The sequence below is a fragment of the Aeromonas sp. ZOR0001 genome (assembly GCF_000801015.1).
Lineage (GTDB): Bacteria > Pseudomonadota > Gammaproteobacteria > Enterobacterales > Aeromonadaceae > Aeromonas > Aeromonas veronii.
On the sequence record NZ_JRJY01000103.1, the window covers coordinates 1 to 20,292 of the forward strand.

The window sequence follows — 20,292 nt, forward strand, 5'->3', positions numbered from 1 at the left end:
GAAAATTCTACTTATGAGCACCTCAGTTTTTCGGGGGGATTACCTTAGGACTGCTGCAACACGAGCAAGGCTTGCATTAGTAGCTAGCATTAAGCCTCGCCCTAAGACAGCTTTTGCAATCTGGTTAGCAATAATCAGCGTCAGCTGGTAAGAATAAAATCCACCAGACCTGAAAATACCGATAAATGCTGCTGTTGCTAGACTACCTTTTCCCATAGTGGCCTTTCCGCCCATCTCTTTGAGCAGTTCTGTTTTTTGTTCATCGGACATTTCAGATAAAGCTCTCTCGAGAATAGTTTCCAAAATCGAGTTTTCTATATCCTCAACCGATTTATTCTTGTTATAGGGAGCATTTAATTTACTAGCAACATCACAAACAATTTCATGATAATCAGGTCCCTGGCCACGCCATAAATTTGCAAATGAGTTGCCTCCCATATCTCTGATTTCTTTAGCTATGACATCTACATATCTACGATGATTAGGGTAATACTTTTTGTAATCATCATGGCATGTCAAATCTTCCGACAACTTAGTTTTCAAATACTCAACTAAAGTTTCAAGGTCATCATTACTAGCCGATGCCAATACTGGGTTTATATTCTTATCAAAAATAGATGAACTCATCACTACGAAACCTTATTTAATCACAACTCAAAAACAGTCAGATAGCAGTTCGAAACTCAACCGTTACGGTTGTGATTTAATGTGCATTATGTTTATAAAATAGTCTGGTAGACGTTAGAGAAAGCAGATCCCCTTCAACAGACTTTGCTGATGACCAGAAGAAATAAAAACAAATCAATCAATACTGATGGTTTTTTATACATAAACCAATACCACAAAGTAGTTGAGACTCAATTATCACCATTTAATTTGAAAACGACAATAAGAACTCCAAAAATATTCTTCTTTCAAAATTTGACCGTTCTTAGATACTGGCATTGAGCAATTTGCCCACCCCTTCCCCCTTGCCATTTGGCAGGGTCTGTTTAAAGGCACCGAGCAACTGATCGAGATTGAGATCGCTGGCACCAAGGGTGCCCTTGAGGGTATCGAGTTCACTTTGCAGCACATCGAGGCGGGTACTCTGGGTGCCGCTCGCCAGCTGGTTGCGGGCGCTGTCGATCACAGCCGGGAGGGATTGGCCGCCATTCTCCTGCCCCAGAGTCTGCATCAGCTCCCCCATAAAGTGGTTGATGGCCGAGCGGTTCTGTTCGCTATCGGCATCCTTGATACCGAGTCGCTGGAACAAGCTCTGGACAGTCGGGGCAAGGCGATCTTCCTGCACGATTTGCTGCACAGGCTCAGGTTTGGCACTGCTGCCGAGCAGCTGACTGCCCAGCTTGAGGGCGATAGAGGCAAGGGGAAGCAGGTTGCTGATCATGATAACTCTCCGCGACAACGACCCTTGATGGTGTTGCCAAGAGATGTGCATAAGCGGGGCCAGCACGGCGATAAAACGCACTGCACCGGCTAATCCCTTGAATGGCTGATCTATTTATTCAACCAGCACGCAGGAGATGGCCGAGCGCAAAGGGGTGTCAGGCGGCCAGTAGCTGCCGCCACGGGCGGTAGTGGCAATATGGTGGCAAAGCGTTTTGCCGCCCACCCGAGCCGCGCCCCCTTCCTTTCACACCCTGATCGCCAACTCTTTTAGCCACTTGCGCAGCCGCCCGTTAGCGTTGAGATAGGGGGAGGCGCTATTGAACTGGATCATCCGTCCGAGCGTCCACTTCTCATACCAGAGGCAGCCATACAGCTGCAGGTCGCTGCGCGCCTCCACCAGTTCGATGATGTGCCCTCTGGCGGCAGCCAACCGCTGCAACAACGCCGGATAGCTGAGCCCCTCGTAATCCCGATAGAACTTTTGGGCCAGCCCGCCCAACTCGTTCCACTTAAAACCGGTTTCGGGAAAATCCACTGGCAGACCTGCCGCATCCCGATCGATCCACTTGATCAGCAGTTCGTTCCAGCCGATAAGGTAGGCCAGCAGATTGACAACGCTCATGGTGGTTCCCTTGCTGTGCCCTGCCAAAGTCGGCTCCCGCACCCGGCTCTCGGGGACGGCCTGCAACGCCTTGAACAACTTGCTAAAATTGGTATCGATCGCGAGTAGCAGCTCGGCCTTGTTTTGCGGGATCCCCATTGCTCTCCCCTTTTCAGATTTGCTTGCGGCGCAGCCGAGGCGATTGCCGCAACCCCGGCAGCACGTTACGCTAGCCCTCTTCCATCCTGTGCAGCTCATCCAGTGCAGGCCAACCATCACGGCAAGATCGGCAATGAATCAACTAATCAGCTATATCAGGGCCATTCATCGACAGGAGAGCCCCGTCACTCTCACCCGCCAAGAGAGTGAACACTATAGCGAGCATGATGAGAGCGGCACTGTGATCCAGCACCAGATAACCACCAGCTGGTTTGCCAATGGGGTCGTCATCCGCCAGCAAACCGAACAGGACGAAGCGCCATAGCAGCAGCTTTGTGCCGAGTGCTGGATCAGCTATCGGGTCATCGCCAGTCCCATTCCCATCACTCCAGCCAGCAAGCTGTTTCACAACTACTGTCAGGAGCGATTCTGGTTGAAGGTGCAGGGCATCACGCAGCAAAGGTGATTGGTGCGCCCGTGAGCAGGGCGCGGCAGGGGGAAACGCAAAGAGGCTCCGAAGAGCCTCTTTTTGTTTCCGTGTCTGAACCCGACTCAGCCCAGCAGTAGATAGAGCTGGTGAGCGGCCACACCGGCGCACAGGCCGCCGATGGTGTGGGCAACGATGGCGCGGGAGGTGAGGTGGCGATAGCCGAGGGCATCCAGCATGGCGGTGTGGGTGCTCAGGAAGCCACTCCAGCACATCCCCATGGCGGTAAACACCGCGACCTCGTTACCGGTGATCCACCCCTTGGCAATAAAGGGCGGCACCAGCGACATGGCGGCACCAACGGCACCGAGCGAGGTAGCTGGGAAGGCAACCAGCTCCGGCTGCTGGAAGCCGAACAGCAGGTCAAACAGCCAGCTCACCTTGGCGGCCAGCACTGGCAGCAGGGCTACCCCCTGAAACGCTTCGCCGGTATAGCCCTTGTCGCCGGGGCCGAAGGTGAGCAGCATCACGAAGGTACTGATGATCAGCACCCCGGGGATCACCGCCATCCCCAGCTCCACGCCAGATTTGCCGCCATCGAGCAGAGAGTTGAGGATCCGCAGCCAGCCGGGAGCCGCCTCTTTGGTCACCCCTACCTTGCGGCCGTCGGACGATATAGCGTCATCGTTCAGCACTTCCCCCACCAGTGGGCGAATCATCCGCTGCATCAGTCGGGTAGATACCACCGAGCCCACCAGAGCACCCAGCAACCCAATCAGCGCCGCGCTGGCAGTGGATTCACCGCTCGGCAGCTGCAAGGTGGCCATAAAGGTCACCACGATCAGTCCCATGCCAAAGGCGGTGCCGAAGTTGGTGAGCGACACCAGCTGCCAGGGGGTGAAACCTTTGCGAAAGCGGCTGTCCTTGGCGAGGCTGATCACCGCCGGGTTGTCGGAGAAGAAGGTCATCAGCGCCGCCAGGGCGGTGCGACCGGGCAGACGAAACACCGGCTTCATCAGCGGGGCCAGCAGCACCTCCAGCAGGCGGATCACCCCGAACTCGCTCAAGAGCTGGCTCAGGGCACCAGAGAGCACCGTGATCCCCATGATAAAGAGCACGGTATTGAGCAGCAGCTGGTGGGCGGTATTGAACAGGGTGTTGACCATGGCAGAAAGGCCCATCTGGCTACCGAGGTACCCGAACAGGCTGCCAAGAATAAGCAGTACCAGCACGGGTTCCATCCAGTTCCGAATGGCGGCAAGTCGCCCCTTTGACTCTATAACTACATGATTTTCCATATCTATCCTGCGGTTCATCTGTGCGTGTGTGGTTGTTTTTATGGTTAAAAAATGGCTGCGCCAAATAGAAAAAAGCCCTTGTCTTGCGACAAGGGCTTTTTGAATTGGCTCCTCCTACTGGACTTGAACCAGTGACATACGGATTAACAGTCCGCCGTTCTACCGACTGAACTAAGGAGGAATTGTAATTGGTGCCCAGAGACGGAATCGAACCGCCGACACGGGGATTTTCAATCCCCTGCTCTACCGACTGAGCTATCTGGGCAAATGGTGCCGGCTACCGGAATCGAACTGGTGACCTACTGATTACAAGTCAGTTGCTCTACCTACTGAGCTAAGCCGGCACACTTTAAACCATTGTGCATGAACAAATTTTTTATTTCATGGCACCAAAATTGGTGCCCAGAGACGGAATCGAACCGCCGACACGGGGATTTTCAATCCCCTGCTCTACCGACTGAGCTATCTGGGCGTGGGCGCTATTAAACGGATTTTAAGGCAGATGGTCAACGGGAAATTTCACTTTTTGTCTCGTTCGTCTCTTTTTTGCGCAACATCGTCCATTTCTGCCACTTCTTCGGCACAGGCCGCGCGTTTTCGCCCCCAGACTCTGGGTTCCTCCCCCTTGAGCAGGCGGGAGATGTTCTCGTGATGGCGGATCAGGATGAGACAGGAGAGCAGGGAGACTGGCAGGGTATATTCGGGTTTGAGCAGGTAGGTAAAGAGCGGCGTCAGCAGCACGGTAATGATGGAGGCCAGCGAGGAGTAGCCGCTCACCAGCAGCACCAGCAGCCAGGTGCCAATCACGGCGCCCCCCATGGTGAAACCGATGGGCATCATGGTGCCGAGTGCCGTGGCCACCCCTTTGCCACCACGAAAATGAAAGAAGATGGGGTACATATGGCCGAGACAGGCGGCGACCCCGATAAAGCCGAGGTAGACGGGTTTGATCTGCAGATACCAGGCGAGATAGACGGGCACAGTGCCCTTGAGCACATCGAGCAGCAGCACCACCAGCGCCGCCATCCGGCCACCGAGGCGCAGCACATTGGTTGCCCCCGGATTGTGGGAGCCATGATCCCGCGGGTCAGGCAGACCTGTGCAGCGGGAGACCAGCACAGCACTGGATAGTGAACCACCCAGGTAGGCCAGAATAATCATCAAAATCGTCAGGGCCGTCATCTTGGTCGTTTTTACCACGATATGAATGGGGTATGATGCGGGCCACATACGCTGGCATGGGCCCATGCCCACCCAGAGCGCCTCGGCAAGCCTGTTGCCCGGCCAGCATCCCTGCGCTGTCATCACAGCCCATCAAGAGTAAAGAAGAAGTACAGTCATGGACAAGGTGTTTATTCGCGGACTCGAAGTTTTGACCACCATTGGTGTATATGAGTGGGAGAAGGGCATTCGCCAAAAGCTCCGTTTTGACCTCGAGATGGGGTTCGACAACCGCCCCGCGGCAGCAACCGACGACATCAATCTGGCACTGGATTATGCCGACCTCTCCAACAAGATTTGCGAGCATGTCAGCGGCAAGGTGGTCGAGCTGGTCGAGACCATGGCCGAGCAGGTTGCCATGCTGGTGCTCGCCGACGAGCGGGTACAGTGGGTCAAGGTGACCCTCACCAAGCCGGGCGCCGTGCCCAATGCCGCCGGGGTCGGCGTCGAGATCCTGCGCCATCGCACCCCGGCCGCGAGCAGCAACTGATGACCACCATCTATATCAGCCTGGGCTCCAACATCGAGCGGGATCGCCATATTCGCGCCGGGCTCGATGCCCTGCACGCCGAATTTGGCCAGCTGCGGGTCTCCCGGGTATTCGAGAGCGAAGCGGTCGGCTTCAACGGCCGCCCCTTCTACAACCTGGTGGCGGCTGCCGAGACCGATCTGCCGCTGACCACCGTCTGCCAGCGACTGCGGGCCATAGAGTTCGCCCACGGCCGCGAGCCGGATGCCAAGAAGTTCGCCCCGCGCACCCTGGATCTCGACCTGCTGCTCTATGGCGATCTGGTCTGCGACACCCCGCTGGTGCTGCCGCGCGGTGAAGTGCTCACCAACGCCTTCGTGCTGTGGCCGCTGGCCGAGCTGGCCCCCAAACTGCGCCACCCCGTCGATGGCCGCACCATGGGCGAGCTGTGGCAAGCCTATGACAAGGCCTCCCAGCAGCTGTGCCCTATTCCCTTTCACTGGGAAACGTGCGAATTGCAGCATCACTGATCCGCAAGGGCGCCTCACGGCGCCCTTGTTGTTTTCACGGACAGGGTTGCTTATCACGGATAAGAAAGTGTCATTGGGCCTGACCCTGCGAGGCTGGCAGGATAGCGCCCACTACAGGAGAACCCCATGCCACTCGATACCATTCACCATTTCAACTGCCAGTTGCTGGCTGAACTGCCCCACCAGCGCTATGAGCATGAACCCATTCTCGACTACACCACCGATGAAAAGGTCAAGGCCCGCCTCGGCTGGCAGGCGGAGTTCAGCAAGACCCTGTTTCTCAAGTTCAAGGATGGCCGCTTCGCCCTGCTGCTGACCCACAGGGACGGACGGCTCGACAACAAGGCTGTCAAAGCCGCACTCGGTGGCAAGCCCTCCATCTGCACCGCCGAAGAGATGCAGGCGGAGATCGGCTGCCTGCCGGGGGCGGTCTGCCCCTTCCTGCCCCGCGCCGATATTCCGCTACTGGTGGATCCGCAACTGCTCAACCACACCGCCTTCACCTGGACTCCGGGCCACCCGGAGCAGACCTTTCTGCTGGCGACCGAGCATCTGGCCGAGGTACTGGCGCAGCTCCCCTGCGAAGTCAGCTATCTGCCCGCGCCGACGGCGTAGCCCCATCGCGCGCCAGCTGGGCGAAGATCAGCGCCGCCAGCATGGAGAGCAACCCGACACAGAGGTAGGTAAGGTGGAACCCGGCCAGCCACTGGCCGTTGGCCGCTGAGGTGCCCGCCGAGAAGAGCCCGAGCAGGCTGGCGGCAATCGCCACCCCCAAACTCATGGAGAGCTGCATCACTACCGAGAGCAGACCGTTGCCACTGCTGGCCAGGGTCGGGCTGAGATCTTGCAGCGTGAGAGTGTTCATGGCGGAGAACTGCAGCGAGTTGATGGCGCCGAAGATCGCCAGCCAGCCCAGCAAGACCCCGTAGGGGAGCTGGTTGTCGATAAAGTAGAAGCTGGCGATCATCGCCCCCAGTAGCAGGGTGTTGCCGATCAGGATGCGGCGATAGCCCACCGTCGGAATCAGCTTGTTCACCAGCGTCTTGGTCAGCATGGCGCCAATCACGGTGGGGATCATGGTCATCCCCGCCTTGCTCGGGGAGAAGCCGAGCCCTAGCTGCAGAAACAGCGGGGTGAGGAAGGGCATGGCGCCGCTGCCGAGACGGGCAAACAGGTTGCCCCAGATGCCGATGGCGAAGGTGGTGGTCTTGAACAGGCTCAGGCTAAAGAGCGGCTGCTGTGCATTGGCGGCATAGAGCCAGTAGCTCGCCATCGCCGCCAAGCCGAAGATCAGTGCAAACAGCGCCCAACCGGTGGAGATGCTGTGCTCCCCCAGCCCCTGCAAGCCGACCGACACCAGCACCATGCCAACGCTGAACATCACAAAGCCCTGCCAGTCGAACCGGGCGGTCTGCTGCCGCAGCTCCGGCATAAAGTGCCAGCTGGCGATAAAGCCGAGCAACCCCACCGGCAGGTTGATGAGAAACACCCAGTGCCAACTCGCCACTTCCACCAGCCAGCCACCGAGTGCCGGCCCCATCAGCGGGCCGAGCAGCCCCGGGATGGTGACAAACGACATCACCCGCAGCAGCTCGTGCTTGTCATAGACCCGCAGCACCGCCAACCGTCCTACCGGCATCAGCAGCGCACCGCCAATCCCCTGAAGCACACGGGCGGCCACCAGCATGGAGAGCGAATTGGAGGCGGCGCAGGCGAGCGAGCCGAGGGTAAAGAGCGAGATGGCAGCCAGATAGATGCGGCGGGTACCGAATCTGTCTGCCAGCCAGCCGGAGGCCGGGATCAGCAGCGCCACCGTCAGCATGTAGGCGATGATCACCGACTGCATCTGCAGCGGGCTCTCTCCCAAGGTCTCGGCCATGCTGGGCAGGGCGGTGTTGAGAATGGTGCCATCCAGCGCCTGCATAAAGAAACCGACCGCCGCCAGCAGGGGCAGCCACTTGCGCTGGGCATCTGTCACTGTGTGGCTCATTGCCACCTCCATTATTTTTGCGGGGGAGCAGCGGCGGTCAGGAAGAGATCGACACAACTCAGGGTCCAGGCATCCTGCTCGGCAGCGCTCTGGGTCAACGCCAGACCCAGCTCACGGAGCATCCGCTCCTTGCCCTGCCACATCAGCAACAGCTGCAAGGCGGCCTGTTCGCTGTCTTGATGGCACAGCAGGCCTTGCTGCTTCTGCTGCTCCAGCCAGTTGGACAGCATCTCGGTCACATAGAGCGGGCCCGCCTCGAAAAAAAGGGTGGCCAGCTGGGTATCGTTGCAGCTGATGCAGGTGCGAAAGATATTGATGGCATCATCGCTCAGGATCAACTTGCGAAAGCTGCGACCAAAGGCAATCAGGCTCTCCCGTACGTTGTTGCCACGCAGCAACACCTCCGGCATCAGCTCGCTGCTGACGCACTTGCTGCCCACCGCTTCGGCAAACAGCGACTCCTTGTTGGCAAAATGGCTGTAGACCGTCTGCTTGGAGACGCCCGCTTCACTGGCCACCATGTCCATGCTGACCAGATGCAGACCGTGCTGACAGAAGAGCCGCCCGGCAGCATCGAGGATCGCAGCCCGCTTCTGCTGACTACGGGGTGAAATGTTCATTTTTCCTCCACAATCAAACTGGACAGTCTAGTTCCGAAAAACTAGACTCACCGGTGTGATTTGATGTTATGTCAACCAGAGGATGATGTCATGACACTTTGCTTAATCCTGCTGGCGCTGTTACTGAGTGGCTGCAGCCCGGTCACAGAGTCAGAAGAAACACCCGCCCTGACCCGGGTGATCGCCCAGCCGCTGCAAGCCAGCGATCACTACCCGGTGCTGCACCGTTTCAATGGCCGGGTGATCGCCCCCGAACACAGCCAGATAGGCTTCGAGCTGGCAGGGCGGATCGCCACCCTGCACAAGGGACGCGGAGAGCCGGTCGCGGCTGGCGAACTGCTCGCCACACTGGACACCCGGCTGCTGGCAGTGGAAGCCAAAGAGCTGGCCGCCCGGGCCGCCCAGAACGAGGCCGAGCTGACCCTTGCCCGGCAGACGCTCGACCGACTCACCGCCCTGCGCCAGCAGCAGTTCAGCTCCCGTCAGGCGCTGGATGAACAGCAAGGCAAAGTCCGCATGCTGGAGGCAAGTGCCAACCAGCTGGCAGCCGCCCTCGAAGCCAACCGGGTCAAACAGGAAAAATCACAGCTGCGCGCCCCCTTCAACGGGATCGTAGTCAGCCGCGAGCAGGCATTGGGGGCCGTGGTGGCCGCAGGCCAGCCTCTCTTCTCCCTGACCCGCAGCGGCCAGTGGGAGGCCGATATCGGCGTACCGGTGAAACAGGCCGAGACCCTGATCGTCGGCCAACAATACCCCCTGCAAAGCAGTGCGCAATCACTGGAGGGGCGCCTGCTTAATCTGGGGGTACAAGTGGACGGACAGACCCACACCCGCACCGCCCGCTTCCAGCTGACCCGGGGCGGCGAACAGCTGGCAGAGGGGCAACTGATCACCCTGTTGCATCAGACCCGCGAGCCCACCCGCGCCTACGAGGTGCCGCTCACCGCGCTGACCCAGGGATTGCGCGGCAGCTGGACCCTCTATCTGCTCAATGATGAAACACCACCCCGGGTGGTCAGTCGGGACGTCACCCTGCTGCAGCAAGATGGCGAGCGGGCCTGGATCAGTGGTGCCCTGAATGGACAGGAACAGCTGGTGACCGATGGCCTGCATAAACTGGTGCCGGGCCAGCAGGTCACCCTGACAACCAGCATGGATCATCAGGCAGGCCATCCGGAGCCACAGTCATGATCCGCCCGTTTATCGAGAATGGCCGCCTGCTGCTGTTGACGGTCGCGCTGCTGCTGACGGCCGCCCTTGCGGCATTGCAGACCCTGCCCAGAACCGAAGATCCCCAGCTCACCAGTCGTTTTGCCAGCGTGGTTACCCACTTCCCCGGGGCCAGCGCCGAGCGGGTGGAGGCGCTGGTGAGCGAGCCCATCGAGAACCGGCTGCGGGCCCAGAGCGAGATCAAGCTGATCGAGTCGAGCTCTCGCCCCGGTCTCTCCATCATCAATCTGGAGCTCAAGGATGAGGTCAGCGATGTCGAACCCGTCTGGTCCAGAGTCCGTGATCGGCTGGCAGATCTGGCCGCCGTGCTGCCAGCCGGCGCCAGTGCCCCCAAGCTGGATGACGAGAAGGGCTACCCCTTCACCCGGCTGGTCAATGTGGTCTGGCGCGGGCCGGGCCAGCCGCAGCTGGATCGCCTCGCCCGCTACAGCGCCGAGCTGGAACGCCGGGCTCGCCAGCTGCCGGGCACCGAATACGTCGAGCGGGTCGGGGCACCGCAGGAGGAGATCGAGGTACGGTTCGATCCCCTCGCCCTCAGTGCCAGCGGCATGAGTGGCGAACAGCTTGCCCAGGCGCTGAGTGGTGCCGATGCCAAAGTGGCCGCCGGGGAGTTGCAGGGCAGCCACAATCGCTTTCAGGTGGAGATCCGTGGCGCCCTCGATACCCTGGAGCGGATCCGCCAGATCCCGCTGCGTACCGGCGAGCAGGGCCAGACCCTGCGCCTTGGCGATCTGGCCGAGGTAAGGCGTACCCTGCACCAGCCGGAGAGCCAGCTGACCTTTGCCAATGGTGAGCGGGCCGTGGTGGTCGGCCTGCGCATGGCACAGGATCACCGCATCGACCTCTGGTCGGCACGGGTCGATACCATGCTGGCCCAGCTGCAACAGGACTTGCCGGATAATATCGGCCTCGTCACCAGCTTCGATCAGCAGCGTTATACCGATCAGCGGCTCGACACCCTGCTCATCAACATTGTGCAGGGCTTCCTCATCATAGTGGCGGTGCTGCTGGTGACCTTGGGAGTCAAGGCCGCCATTATCGTGGCCCTGTCGCTGCCGCTTACCGTGGCATTCTCATTCGCCTGCATGAACCTGATCAATCTGCCCATTCACCAGATGTCGGTCACCGGTCTGGTGGTGGCGCTCGGGATCATGGTGGACAACGCCATCGTCATGGCGGATCGGGTGCAGTATCAGCGCCGCCACGGCATGGCTATGAGTGCCGCCGCACTGGAAGCCATCGGCCACCTCTGGCTGCCACTGCTGGGCTCCACCCTCACCACCATGCTCGCCTTTATGCCGATCATTCTGATGCCGGGCCCCGCAGGCGAGTTTGTCGGCGGCATCGCCTGGGCGGTGATCTGTTCGCTGCTGGGCTCCTACCTCATCGCCCACACCCTGGTGGCTGGCCTCGCAGCCCGCTGGATTGGCAGTGACCAAGGAGGACGCTGGTATCAGGATGGTTTGCACCTGCCCCGGGTGAGCGCCCGTTTCCAGCAGAGCATCGCCATGGCGCTGGCTCACCCCTGGCGTACCCTGCTGCTGGTCAGCCTGCTGCCCCTGCTAGGTTTTTGGGTGGCGGGCCGCCTCACCGAACAGTTCTTTCCCCCTGCCGACCGGGACATGATCCACATCGAGGCCAGCCTCTCCCCACAGGCGAGCCTGGCGCGCACCCGCGAGCTGGCACTGGGGATCTCCGCCGAGCTGGCCAGCTTCCCCGAGCTGGTTCGACAGGATTGGGTGGTGGGCGACAACGCACCCAGCTTCTACTACAACCTGGTACCCAGAAAACAGGGGCGGGCCGATTACGCCCAGGGGATGATCACTCTGCAGGATGCCGATGCTGCCGAGCGGCTCATTCCACAACTGCAGCAGCGGCTCGATGCAAAATTTCCCGAAGCGCAGATCCTGGTGCGCAAGCTGGAACAGGGGCCGCCTTTCAATGCCCCGGTCGAGCTGCGGCTGTTTGGCCCCGACCTTGAACAGCTGCACCGTCTGGGAGAGGAGCTGCGCAGTCTGCTCGCCAATACCCCGGCCGTGGTGCAGACCCGCGCCACCTTGCAGGCAGGGGCCCCCAAACTCTGGTTGCAGGTCGATGAGGAGGCCGCCCGACTGGCAGGCATGAGCCTGACCGATGTTGCCTCCCGGCTGGCTGGCGCACTGGATGGCAGGTTGGGCGGCACTGTGCTGGAAGGCACCGAGTCAATCCCGGTTCGGGTGCGACTGGCCGAGCCCTTGCGTCAGGATCCGGATGCGCTGCTCAATGTGCCGCTGTCGCTCACCGGCACCGGCCAGCAAGGGGCTGCCAATCTCACCTTGCGGGCACTGGCCACTCCCGAGCTGCTGCCAAGCTGGGGGGAGATCAGCCGTCGGGATGGTGAGCGGGTCAATGTGCTGGAGGCCTATCTGGCGGTCGGCGTACTGCCGCAAACTGTGCTGGAGCAGGTCAAAGAGAGGCTGGCCGCCAAGGCGCTGGCGTTGCCGCCGGGCTATCGACTGGAGTTTGGCGGGGAAGCCGCCAAGCGGGATGAATCGGTGGGCAATCTGATGGCGCACGTCAGCCTGGTCGCCGTGCTGCTGGTGGCCGTGCTGGTGCTCAGCTTCAACTCGTTCCGGCTGGCAGGCATCGTCACCCTGGTGGCGATCCAGTCGGCTGGGCTCGGTCTGCTGTGGGTATGGCTACTGGGCTACCCCTTCGGGTTTACGGTGATCATCGCCCTGCTGGGACTGATGGGGCTGGCCATCAACGCCGCCATCGTCATTCTGGCCGAGCTGAAGGCAGACCCGCTGGCACAACAGGGCAATCTGCCGCAGATCCGTGACCTGGTGGCCGGTTGCAGCCGCCACATCGTCTCGACCACCATCACCACGGTGGGCGGCTTCATCCCGCTATTGCTGGGGGGCGGCGGCTTCTGGCCACCCTTTGCCATCGCCATCGCCGGTGGCACAGCGCTGGCGACCCTGCTCTCGTTTTACTTTGTGCCGGTGGCGTTCGTGCTGTTCAACCGTCGCCGTCCTGAACCGGTACAGGAGAGCTGCAACGCGCCAGATCAGTTGTCGGGCTGACCCAGCATGGCTTTGAGCCGCTCTTCCAGGGTGGGCTCGGGGGCCTTGAGGGTCGCCATAAAGAGCTGCTCGATACCGGCCTTGTCCTGACTTTTCACGATAAACACCAGTCGGGACTGGGCCTTGCCCTCCGGCCAGTCGCCCAGCGCCTGCAGCGGATAGAGCTGGCCGTGGACGCCGTGGATCACCACCGGCTGGCTCTCCCCCTCCAGCTGCAAAATCCCCTTGAGGCGCAGCAGGGCATCGCCATATTGGGCCTGCACCGCATCGATGGCAGCCAGCAGGCGAGAGGGCTTGAGCGGCTCGCCGATACGCAGGGAGAAACTCTCGATGTTGCCGTGCTCGAAGTGGGTGGGCGCAGCTGTGCCCACCTTGGCGGCGAACGGTTGCATCTTCGGCTGCATGGGTGATGCCAGCCCCTGCTTGGGGGATTCGGTGCGCAGCCAGGCCAGCAGCTGGCGCACATCGCGCCCCGCCGCCTCGTTGTAGGCGCCGAGCTTCTCCAGCACTGCTGGCGACAGTTCGCCATTGGTCACCTGCTGGATCGGGGCCGCCGGGTTGAGTGCAGCCAGCTGGGCTTCGACCCGCGCCAGCTGTTCGTCCTCCACCAGATCCCCCTTGCTCACCACCAGCAGATCCGCCAGCGCCACCTGTTTCACCGCTTCATATTGAGCCGCCAGCTGCTGCTCGATATGGCCGGCATCCACCACGGTGACAGTGCCATCGAAGCGGTAGCGCTGGGCGATAAAGCCCTCTTCGCGCAGGGTAAATAGCACGGGGGCCGGATCCGCCAGACCTGTGGTCTCGATAATCAGCCGCTTGAACGGTTTGATCTTGCGCTGGATGGCCTTCATAAAGAGCCCCTGCAACGCCTCCACCAAAGAACCCTGTACCGAGCAGCAGATGCAGCCGGAGTCGAGCAGCATCACCTGCTCATCCACCTGTTGCACCAGATGGTGATCCAGCCCCACCGAGCCGAACTCGTTGATCAGCACGGCGCACTCGCCAAGCTCCGGCTGCTTGACCCAGTGGTTGAGCAGCGTTGTCTTGCCGCTGCCGAGAAAGCCGGTCAGCAGGGTCACTGGGATACGGGTATCTTGCATATCGGTCATGTCAGATCCTTACCGGTTGGCAAACAGGTCGCTGAGCCAGCGGTTTTCAAAGCGGCCGTGGGGGTCGAGCTCGGCTTTCAACGCAACAAAGTCGTTCCAGCGTGGCAGCAGGGTCGGGAAGTCGTAGAGATCCATCGCCAGATGCTTGCCGAAGTGGGGAATGCCGCCAAGGGGCGCCAGCAGTTGTTGCAGCTCGCGCATCTGCTCCATGGAGCCGTTGACGAAGGTGCCGTCCGCCGCCAGATAGACCAGAAAACCAATCCAGCAGACCGGCTGGCCGTAAGCGGCGCTGAGCCAGGCCTCGGAGGGGCCGGTGCAGCGCAGGATAAAGGGGTAGTGCAGCACGCCCGGGTTGGCCTGCTGCCAGGCTTGCAGGGTCTCCAGCGCCTCGTTCATGCGATGAAGCGGCACCGCCACCTCGCAGTTGATCTGGGGCGCCGGGATCCCCTTGCAGAGAATTTGGTAGACGTTGCCCACCAGATCGGAGGCATCCTTGAAGCGGCGCACCGTCTCGAAGTGCTCCCCCGCCAACGCCTCATCCTTGGTGTCTTTCGCCATCTTCTGCAAAGTGGCATCAATGGTGGCATTCATGCGGGCGTCGATATCGCCATCCAGCAGCAGCGGCTCGCTGCCGCCTGCGCGGTAGCGGGCAACCTCCTCCTCGGAGGCGGGATCCACCAGCCAGATGTGACTCTCGCCGGTCCAGGCAAACCACCAGCTCTTCACAAAGCCGTGCTCGCGGTTGAGCCGTTCGTTGTGCTCCAGCAGGAAGGGGTAATCGGTGGTGAACTTGGTGCAGCGCATGATGCGGTTCGGTACGGTGCGCAGGGTGACGTCGAGCAGGATGCCGAGCATCCCCATCCCCATCACGAAGGCACCGAAGCGCGGATCGGTGCGATCCACCCGGATGATGTCGCCACTGGCCAGCATCACCGTCATCGCCTCCACCGCATCGCAGAGGGCTGACTGGTGCAGTCCCTGACCGTGGGTGCCGGTGCTGAGGGCGCCGCCCAGGGTCTGGATGCCGATAACCCCGGGGGAAGCCGGCAGCATCCGCTCCATGGCGATGAGATCGGCGTAGACGGTGTCGAGGGGCGTCCCCGCCTGATAGGTCAAGGTATCGGCGGTTTTCGCCAACTGGCCGCGCAGGTGGTGCAAGTCCACCAGCAGCGCCTGACTGCCCTCGGCATAGACGCTGTGGATGGGTTCAAAAGAGAGGCCGGAGCCGATAAGGCGCAGCTTGCGCTCGGGGTGTTCCCGCAGCAGCATTTGCAGCTCGTCGCGGCTTTTCGGGCGCCATACCTGATCCAGCGCCCCGAGGGGATTGGTTCTCGACCAGTTGAACAGCACCTCCCGATTACCGATCGCCTTGATGCTGTGAAATGCCTGGAACTGAACCGTCATACCGCGCCTCATCTTTTACTGACGTCAAAATGAGCGCTGATTCTACCGAAAAGCGAGCCGCAAGGCATGAAAAACAAGCCCCTGCACTCGAGGGGGGATAGGGAGAGAGCACTTCCCTACCCTGCCAGACGGGAGCTTGTCCGCCCGTCTGTCACCGATAGATCAGGTGGCGTTCGGGATGCCTCGCACCCCATCTGGCTGGCGGGTCTGTGCCTCTTCCGGCAGCAGCTCCTCGCAGAACTGGCGCAGCGGCATGGGGCGGGCAAACAGATACCCCTGCAGATAATCGACCCCTTTGGCCCTGAGGTAGTCAGCTTGACGCTCGCTCTCCACCCCTTCCGCCACCAGCGCCAGACCGAGCCGGGTCGCCAGATCGATCACGTTGTCCACGATATGTTCCGAGAGCGACTCGGTACCGATGCGGGCGATAAAGGATTTGTCGATCTTGAGGTAATCCACATGAAACTGCTGCAGGTAAGCCAGGCTGGAGTGGCCGGTACCAAAGTCGTCGATGGCGAGTTTGACCCCCATCTCGTCCAGCTGGCGGAACAGGGAGAGGGTCTGGGGATCTGACATCAGCAGCTCCCGCTCGGTCAGCTCCAGCACCAGTACCACCTTGCCGGGGAGGAAGTGACCGAGAAAGGCGCGGCACTCGGCCAACAGGGCAAAATCGTGGCAATGGGCGGCGCTGATGTTGAAGCTGATATGAAACCCATCGGGCAACTGCTCCTGAGAGCGGTTCAACCGTGTCGCCACCTGCTTCATGATATGGGTGGTCATGGGGACGATCAGTCCCGACTCCTCCGCTTGCGGAATAAAGAGATCGGGCCGGATCACCCCTTCATTGACATGCTCCCAGCGCATCAGCACCTCGGCGCCCATCATCTTGCCGTCGTGGCTGGCAATCAGCGGCTGCAGGTAGGGAACAAACTCCCTGGCTCGCAGGGCCCGTCGCAATTCATCTGTTGGCGAGCCGGGACGCCCCAGCACCCACCACACCAGCCAGGCCAGCAAAAGCGAGGAAACCGCCAGCCACGACAGCGCCACGTGCCGCGCGGCCCACAGCGACTTCCAGTAGACCGGCATGGCATAACCGGCATGGATGGTGAAAGGATAATGGGATGAGGTGAGGGCCTGGCTGACCCCGCGATGGAGGGTGGGCGCTTCGCTCAGATAACGACCAGACTCATTGAGCCAGGCCGACCCCACCTGCAAATAGAGCGCACTGGATTTTCCGCTCATGGAGAGCATGAAGCTGAGCTGGGTACTGTCGATGGCGCTCAAGGCGGCATCCTTGCCCTGTTCGGTGCGCACCACCAGCAGCGGGTGATTTTGCCGCACCCGGTTGCCACTCATCAGCAACAGCTTGCGACCGGTGTAGATGGAGCCGTCATCGGCATCATTGGCCTCACCAAACAGCGAGGTGCAATTGATGATGCCGTTTCGTACCAGATTGACCGAACGCAGGAAGGGCTCGATGGCGACCTTCTTGCGCAGCACCAGCAGGTTGTCGCGACAGGGAGCATTCACCAGAGGCAGCACAGAGCGGTTGGCCTGCTCCGCATGATCCAGCATCGACTCCATCAGGGTTCTGGCCTTGTGGGCCGAGGCGCTGGATTCCGCTTTCAGCTCCTGCACATAATTGCTGTGGATGAGCCAAGCTCCCACCAGCAGCGGCAGAGTAAAGACCAGCAAGGCACCGCCGAAGCGTAACCCGGTTCGGGAGAGATCAATCCTGAACAGAAACATAAAGAACCACGCCGCAATTCGTCAGGCCAGCCAACGCAAGCACTCAGTGAACAGATATCCACTTTCCCTCGATAACGATGCCTCATCATTACCGCACATAACCGAACAACATAACCCAAAGCGTTTATAAAACGAACCACCAAACAGGTGGTTGGATCTCTCTAGCAAGGATCGTGCAAACAATCTTCAAAAAAGACGGTGAATAACACACAAATAAATAATGCCGCGTAAATACGCGGCATTATTGGCTTCTTATCGCGCAAATCGCGCAAGAACTCAGTTAAACGGCTTGCTGCAGGATCACCGCATCGGCCTTCTTGGTGTAGGAGGCGATCTCGTTGAAGTTGAGGTAGCGGTAAGTATCTGCCGCAGTGGCATCAAGCGCCTTGGCGTACTGCAGGTACTCCGCCACGGTCGGGATCTTGCCGAGGATGGCGGCAACGGCGGCCAGCTCCGCAGAGGCCAGATAGACGTTGGCACCTTTACCCAGACGGTTCGGGAAGTTACGGGTGGAAGTGGAGACCACCGAGGCCCCTTCCGCTACCCGCGCCTGGTTGCCCATGCAGAGGGAGCAGCCCGGGATCTCGATGCGGGCACCGACGCGACCAAAGATGCCGTAGTAGCCCTCTTCGGTCAGCTGATCCTTGTCCATCTTGGTGGGCGGCGCGATCCACATGCGGGTCGGCAGCTCGCCCTGATACTTCTCGAGCAGTTTGCCGGCGGCGCGGAAGTGGCCGATGTTGGTCATGCAGGAACCGATGAACACCTCGTCAATCTTGTCACCAGCCACGTCGCTCAGCAGACGGGCATCGTCCGGATCGTTCGGCGCACAGAGGATCGGCTCCTTGATGGTGGCCAGATCGATCTCGATGATTTCGGCGTACTCGGCATCCTTGTCCGCTTCCATCAGGGTCGGGTTGGCCAGCCACTCTTCCATCCCCTTGATGCGACGGGTGATGGTGCGCACGTCACCGTAGCCTTCAGAGAGCATCCATTTCAGCATCACGATGTTGGACTTCAGATACTCGATGATCGGCTCTTTATCCAGCTTGATGGTGCAACCGGCAGCGGAACGCTCGGCGCTGGCATCTGCCAGCTCGAAGGCTTGCTCCACCTTCAGGGTCGGCAGACCTTCGATCTCGAGGATGCGGCCGGAGAAGATGTTCTTCTTGCCCGCTTTCTCGACGGTCAGCAGCCCTTTCTGGATGGCGGCGTAGGGAATGGCATGGACCAGATCACGCAAGGTGATGCCCGGTTGCAATTCGCCCTTGAAGCGCACCAGCACGGACTCCGGCATGTCCAGTGGCATCACGCCGGTAGCAGCGGCGAAGGCCACCAGACCGGAGCCCGCCGGGAAGGAGATACCGATGGGGAAACGGGTGTGGGAGTCACCACCGGTACCGACGGTATCCGGCAGCAGCATGCGGTTCAGCCAGGAGTGGATGACGCCGTCACCCGGACGCAAGCTCACACCACCGCGGTTCATGATGAAGTCCGGCAGGGTGTGGTGGGTCTGCACGTCGATGGGCTTCGGATAGGCGGCAGTGTGGCAGAAGGACTGCATGGTCAGATCGGCGGAGAAGCCGAGACAGGCCAGATCTTTGAGCTCGTCGCGGGTCATCGGGCCCGTGGTGTCCTGAGAGCCGACCGTGGTCATCTTGGGCTCGCAGTAAGTGCCCGGGCGAATGCCCTTCACGCCGCACGCCTTGCCCACCATCTTCTGGGCAAGGGTGAAGCCTTTACCGGTATCGGCCACCGGCTGCGGGCGACGGAATACGGTGGAGAACGGCAGACCCAGCGCTTCGCGGGCCTTGTCAGTGAGGCCGCGACCGATGATCAGCGGAATACGGCCACCGGCGCGCACTTCGTCGATCAGCACGTCGGTTTTCAGTTCAAACTGCGCCAGCACCTGTTCGGTGCCGTGTTTGCAGATCTTGCCGGCATAGGGGTAGATGTCGATCACATCGCCCATTTCCAGCTTGGAGACGTCCACTTCGATAGGCAGAGCGCCGGCATCTTCCATGGTGTTGAAGAAGATCGGGGCAATCTTGCCACCCAGACAGACACCGCCAGCGCGCTTGTTCGGCACGAACGGAATGTCGTCGCCCATAAACCAGAGCACCGAGTTGGTGGCGGATTTACGGGAAGAACCGGTACCGACCACGTCACCCACATAGGCCAGCGGGAAGCCTTTCTCTTTCAGGGCATCGATGGTCTTGATGGGGCCGACGGCGCCATCCTTGTCCGGAGTAATGCCGGGACGGGCGTTTTTCAGCATCGCCAGCGCGTGCAGCGGAATGTCCGGGCGGGACCAAGCGTCCGGTGCCGGAGAGAGGTCGTCGGTGTTGGTTTCGCCGGTCACCTTGAACACGGTGACAGTGATCTTCTCGGCCAGCTCCGGGCGGGAGAGGAACCACTCGGCATCAGCCCAGGATTGCATCACCTGTTTGGCGTGGACATTGCCCGCCTTGGCCTTCTCTTCCACGTCATGGAAGGAGTCGAACATCAGCAGGGTGTGGGAGAGCCCCTTGGCGGCAAGCGGCGCCAGGGTGGCGTGATCCAGCAGGTCGATCAGCGGTTGAATGTTGTAACCACCCTGCATGGTGCCCAGCAGTTCAACGGCTTCGGCGGCAGTCAGGATGGGAGAGTGGGCTTCGCCCTTGGCGACGGCGGTGAGGAAACCGGCTTTGACATAGGCCGCTTCATCAACACCGGGGGGAATACGGGAGGACAACAGCTCTTTCAGAAAGTCTTCTTCGCCAGCGGGCGGGTTCTTGAGAAGCGTTACCAGGGCGGCGACCTGCTCTGCATCCAGAGGTTTGGCAACCACGCCCTCGGCGGCACGTTCTGCGACGTGTTTACGGTATGTTTCAAGCACGACTAATTCCTCTTTGGTCTTTTTTTGGGGTTCGCCCACGCTCGCGGCGATCGTCCTTGCGGGACACCCCGTAGGGTGCTCCCCACTATATAAGTTTTAACGACTAATTAAAATCCAAACCCTGTTTACTTATTCACCACAAAATCGTAA

General features: G+C 60.3%; 16 protein-coding genes, 4 tRNA genes and 1 pseudogene. 6 read left to right on the forward strand and 15 right to left on the reverse strand.

All coding sequences use genetic code 11. The features are described from left to right. Positions 1-39 precede the first annotated feature (39 nt). From L972_RS12555 to L972_RS12565, 3 genes are all read right to left on the reverse strand, one after another. Positions 40-627 (reverse strand): ubiquinol-cytochrome C chaperone family protein, encoded by a 588-nt coding sequence (locus L972_RS12555; RefSeq protein WP_052200059.1) that lies wholly within the window; start codon positions 625-627, stop codon positions 40-42. A 304-nt stretch (positions 628-931) separates the two neighbouring features. Continuing rightward, on the reverse strand, positions 932-1,387 hold the full coding sequence (locus tag L972_RS12560; RefSeq protein WP_047438614.1) for a hypothetical protein: 456 nt from the start codon (positions 1,385-1,387) through the stop codon (positions 932-934). Positions 1,388-1,633: 246 nt separating this feature from the next. Continuing rightward, on the reverse strand, positions 1,634-2,149 hold the full coding sequence (locus tag L972_RS12565) for a ClbS/DfsB family four-helix bundle protein (protein ID WP_047438616.1): 516 nt from the start codon (positions 2,147-2,149) through the stop codon (positions 1,634-1,636). A 133-nt stretch (positions 2,150-2,282) separates the two neighbouring features. Here L972_RS12565 and L972_RS12570 point away from each other — a divergent pair. Further along, positions 2,283-2,615, forward strand: a pseudogene (locus L972_RS12570) (hypothetical protein). An 86-nt stretch (positions 2,616-2,701) separates the two neighbouring features. On the opposite strand, the gene L972_RS12575 reads toward L972_RS12570, so the two are convergent. The 6 genes from L972_RS12575 to plsY all read right to left on the reverse strand — a co-directional run bounded on the left by L972_RS12575 (position 2,702) and on the right by plsY (position 5,056). After that, positions 2,702-3,874 carry a CD0519/CD1768 family membrane protein gene (locus tag L972_RS12575; RefSeq protein ID WP_005336104.1) on the reverse strand — a complete coding sequence of 391 codons (1,173 nt, stop codon included), beginning with the start codon at positions 3,872-3,874 and terminating at the stop codon, positions 2,702-2,704. 105 nt (positions 3,875-3,979) lie between these two features. After that, positions 3,980-4,055 (reverse strand) — tRNA-Asn (locus tag L972_RS12580). Between the two features lie 8 nt (positions 4,056-4,063). After that, a tRNA-Phe gene (locus L972_RS12585) sits at positions 4,064-4,139 on the reverse strand. Between the two features lie 3 nt (positions 4,140-4,142). Continuing rightward, positions 4,143-4,218, reverse strand: a tRNA-Thr gene (locus L972_RS12590). Positions 4,219-4,270: 52 nt separating this feature from the next. Then, a tRNA-Phe gene (locus L972_RS12595) sits at positions 4,271-4,346 on the reverse strand. Between the two features lie 47 nt (positions 4,347-4,393). Further along, positions 4,394-5,056, reverse strand: a complete 663-nt coding sequence (gene plsY, locus L972_RS12600; protein ID WP_031227839.1) for a glycerol-3-phosphate 1-O-acyltransferase PlsY — start codon at positions 5,054-5,056, stop codon at positions 4,394-4,396. Positions 5,057-5,213: 157 nt separating this feature from the next. On the opposite strand from plsY, the gene folB reads away from it, so the two are divergent. From folB to L972_RS12615, 3 genes are all read left to right on the forward strand, one after another. Next, on the forward strand, positions 5,214-5,585 hold the full coding sequence (gene folB / locus L972_RS12605; protein ID WP_005355064.1) for a dihydroneopterin aldolase: 372 nt from the start codon (positions 5,214-5,216) through the stop codon (positions 5,583-5,585). Continuing rightward, entirely contained in the window at positions 5,585-6,094 is a 510-nt protein-coding gene (gene folK, locus L972_RS12610) for a 2-amino-4-hydroxy-6-hydroxymethyldihydropteridine diphosphokinase (protein WP_047438617.1), read from the forward strand. The genes folB and folK overlap by 1 nt, the downstream gene beginning before the upstream one ends. Before the next feature lie 126 nt (positions 6,095-6,220). Further along, the gene (locus L972_RS12615; RefSeq protein ID WP_047438619.1) at positions 6,221-6,709 is read left to right on the forward strand and encodes a YbaK/EbsC family protein; all 489 of its coding nucleotides are present in this window, start codon (positions 6,221-6,223) and stop codon (positions 6,707-6,709) included. Here the strand turns inward: L972_RS12615 and mdtD are convergent. Together mdtD and L972_RS12625 are read right to left on the reverse strand one after the other, a co-directional pair. Further along, on the reverse strand, positions 6,681-8,084 hold the full coding sequence (gene mdtD, locus L972_RS12620) for a multidrug transporter subunit MdtD (protein ID WP_047438621.1): 1,404 nt from the start codon (positions 8,082-8,084) through the stop codon (positions 6,681-6,683). The genes L972_RS12615 and mdtD overlap by 29 nt on opposite strands. An 11-nt stretch (positions 8,085-8,095) precedes the next feature. Next, complete coding sequence (locus tag L972_RS12625; protein ID WP_047438623.1) at positions 8,096-8,704, reverse strand: TetR/AcrR family transcriptional regulator; 609 nt, start codon at positions 8,702-8,704, stop codon at positions 8,096-8,098. A gap of 90 nt (positions 8,705-8,794) precedes the next feature. Here L972_RS12625 and L972_RS12630 point away from each other — a divergent pair, with 90 nt between their 5' ends. Together L972_RS12630 and L972_RS12635 are read left to right on the forward strand one after the other, a co-directional pair. Next, positions 8,795-9,895: an efflux RND transporter periplasmic adaptor subunit gene (locus tag L972_RS12630; RefSeq protein WP_047438624.1), complete on the forward strand. Its 1,101-nt coding sequence runs from the start codon at positions 8,795-8,797 to the stop codon at positions 9,893-9,895. Next, positions 9,892-12,999, forward strand: a complete 3,108-nt coding sequence (locus L972_RS12635) for an efflux RND transporter permease subunit (RefSeq protein WP_047438626.1) — start codon at positions 9,892-9,894, stop codon at positions 12,997-12,999. The genes L972_RS12630 and L972_RS12635 overlap by 4 nt, the downstream gene beginning before the upstream one ends. On the opposite strand, the gene L972_RS12640 is transcribed toward L972_RS12635, so the two are convergent. The 4 genes from L972_RS12640 to acnB all read right to left on the reverse strand — a co-directional run bounded on the left by L972_RS12640 (position 12,984) and on the right by acnB (position 20,142). After that, positions 12,984-14,111, reverse strand: coding sequence for a CobW family GTP-binding protein (locus tag L972_RS12640; protein WP_042053550.1), 1,128 nt, complete (start codon positions 14,109-14,111; stop codon positions 12,984-12,986). The two genes, L972_RS12635 and L972_RS12640, sit on opposite strands and share 16 nt — an antisense overlap. 9 nt (positions 14,112-14,120) lie before the next feature. Then, a complete protein-coding gene (locus tag L972_RS12645; protein ID WP_047438628.1) occupies positions 14,121-15,515 on the reverse strand; it encodes a D-arabinono-1,4-lactone oxidase in 1,395 nt (464 codons plus the stop codon). A gap of 162 nt (positions 15,516-15,677) precedes the next feature. Further along, a complete protein-coding gene (locus L972_RS12650; RefSeq protein ID WP_047438629.1) occupies positions 15,678-17,264 on the reverse strand; it encodes an EAL domain-containing protein in 1,587 nt (528 codons plus the stop codon). A gap of 280 nt (positions 17,265-17,544) precedes the next feature. Continuing rightward, on the reverse strand, positions 17,545-20,142 hold the full coding sequence (gene acnB / locus L972_RS12655; protein ID WP_019444774.1) for a bifunctional aconitate hydratase 2/2-methylisocitrate dehydratase: 2,598 nt from the start codon (positions 20,140-20,142) through the stop codon (positions 17,545-17,547). Between the last annotated feature and the right edge of the window lie 150 nt (positions 20,143-20,292).

Excerpts from the sequence above, each read along its gene's own strand:
- L972_RS12555 (WP_052200059.1), bottom strand. The coding sequence starts at position 627 with ATGAGTTCATCTATTTTTGATAAGAATATAAACCCAGTATTGGCATCG.
- L972_RS12560 (WP_047438614.1), bottom strand. The coding sequence starts at position 1,387 with ATGATCAGCAACCTGCTTCCCCTTGCCTCTATCGCCCTCAAGCTGGGC.
- L972_RS12565 (WP_047438616.1), bottom strand. The coding sequence starts at position 2,149 with ATGGGGATCCCGCAAAACAAGGCCGAGCTGCTACTCGCGATCGATACC.
- L972_RS12575 (WP_005336104.1), bottom strand. The coding sequence starts at position 3,874 with ATGGAAAATCATGTAGTTATAGAGTCAAAGGGGCGACTTGCCGCCATT.
- plsY (WP_031227839.1), bottom strand. The coding sequence starts at position 5,056 with ATGACGGCCCTGACGATTTTGATGATTATTCTGGCCTACCTGGGTGGT.
- folB (WP_005355064.1), top strand. The coding sequence starts at position 5,214 with ATGGACAAGGTGTTTATTCGCGGACTCGAAGTTTTGACCACCATTGGT.
- folK (WP_047438617.1), top strand. The coding sequence starts at position 5,585 with ATGACCACCATCTATATCAGCCTGGGCTCCAACATCGAGCGGGATCGC.
- L972_RS12615 (WP_047438619.1), top strand. The coding sequence starts at position 6,221 with ATGCCACTCGATACCATTCACCATTTCAACTGCCAGTTGCTGGCTGAA.
- mdtD (WP_047438621.1), bottom strand. The coding sequence starts at position 8,084 with ATGAGCCACACAGTGACAGATGCCCAGCGCAAGTGGCTGCCCCTGCTG.
- L972_RS12625 (WP_047438623.1), bottom strand. The coding sequence starts at position 8,704 with ATGAACATTTCACCCCGTAGTCAGCAGAAGCGGGCTGCGATCCTCGAT.
- L972_RS12630 (WP_047438624.1), top strand. The coding sequence starts at position 8,795 with ATGACACTTTGCTTAATCCTGCTGGCGCTGTTACTGAGTGGCTGCAGC.
- L972_RS12635 (WP_047438626.1), top strand. The coding sequence starts at position 9,892 with ATGATCCGCCCGTTTATCGAGAATGGCCGCCTGCTGCTGTTGACGGTC.
- L972_RS12640 (WP_042053550.1), bottom strand. The coding sequence starts at position 14,111 with ATGACCGATATGCAAGATACCCGTATCCCAGTGACCCTGCTGACCGGC.
- L972_RS12645 (WP_047438628.1), bottom strand. The coding sequence starts at position 15,515 with ATGACGGTTCAGTTCCAGGCATTTCACAGCATCAAGGCGATCGGTAAT.
- L972_RS12650 (WP_047438629.1), bottom strand. The coding sequence starts at position 17,264 with ATGTTTCTGTTCAGGATTGATCTCTCCCGAACCGGGTTACGCTTCGGC.